Origin of the sequence: Brevibacillus sp. MER 51, from assembly GCF_023714195.1 — a bacterium.
In the GTDB taxonomy this organism is placed as follows: Bacteria; Bacillota; Bacilli; order Brevibacillales; family Brevibacillaceae; genus Brevibacillus.
Map to the genome: position 1 here is coordinate 1 of NZ_JAMAUS010000092.1, position 253 is coordinate 253.

Annotated in this window: 1 protein-coding gene; it reads left to right on the top strand. The window is 48.6% G+C overall.

The window, feature by feature from the left end:
• A partial coding sequence (locus tag M3630_RS30820) for a hypothetical protein (RefSeq protein ID WP_251254686.1) occupies nt 1-196 on the top strand: 196 nt, incomplete at its 5' end.
• Nucleotides 197-253 lie beyond the last annotated feature (57 nt).

Here is a 253-nt window from a genome sequence, read left to right on the forward strand (position 1 = left end):
CGGGGCGAGTACAGAACTGGGGCCAGATTCTCTTGCAGCTATCCGTTTTCTTCGAGGAACGAGTTCAGCCGTACATCCGCTAATAAAGAAAGGCTCCATCCCCGAAGGGATTCTTCTTTCTCTCCACAACGGAGTCAAGGGTTCGCTTCGCCTTACGCCCTTGACTCCATTGACCCGAGAAAGATGTCCCAATTAGGGGATGAAACCTTTTCATATAACGGTTGATTGAGTTTACACGAAATTCTTGACAGAC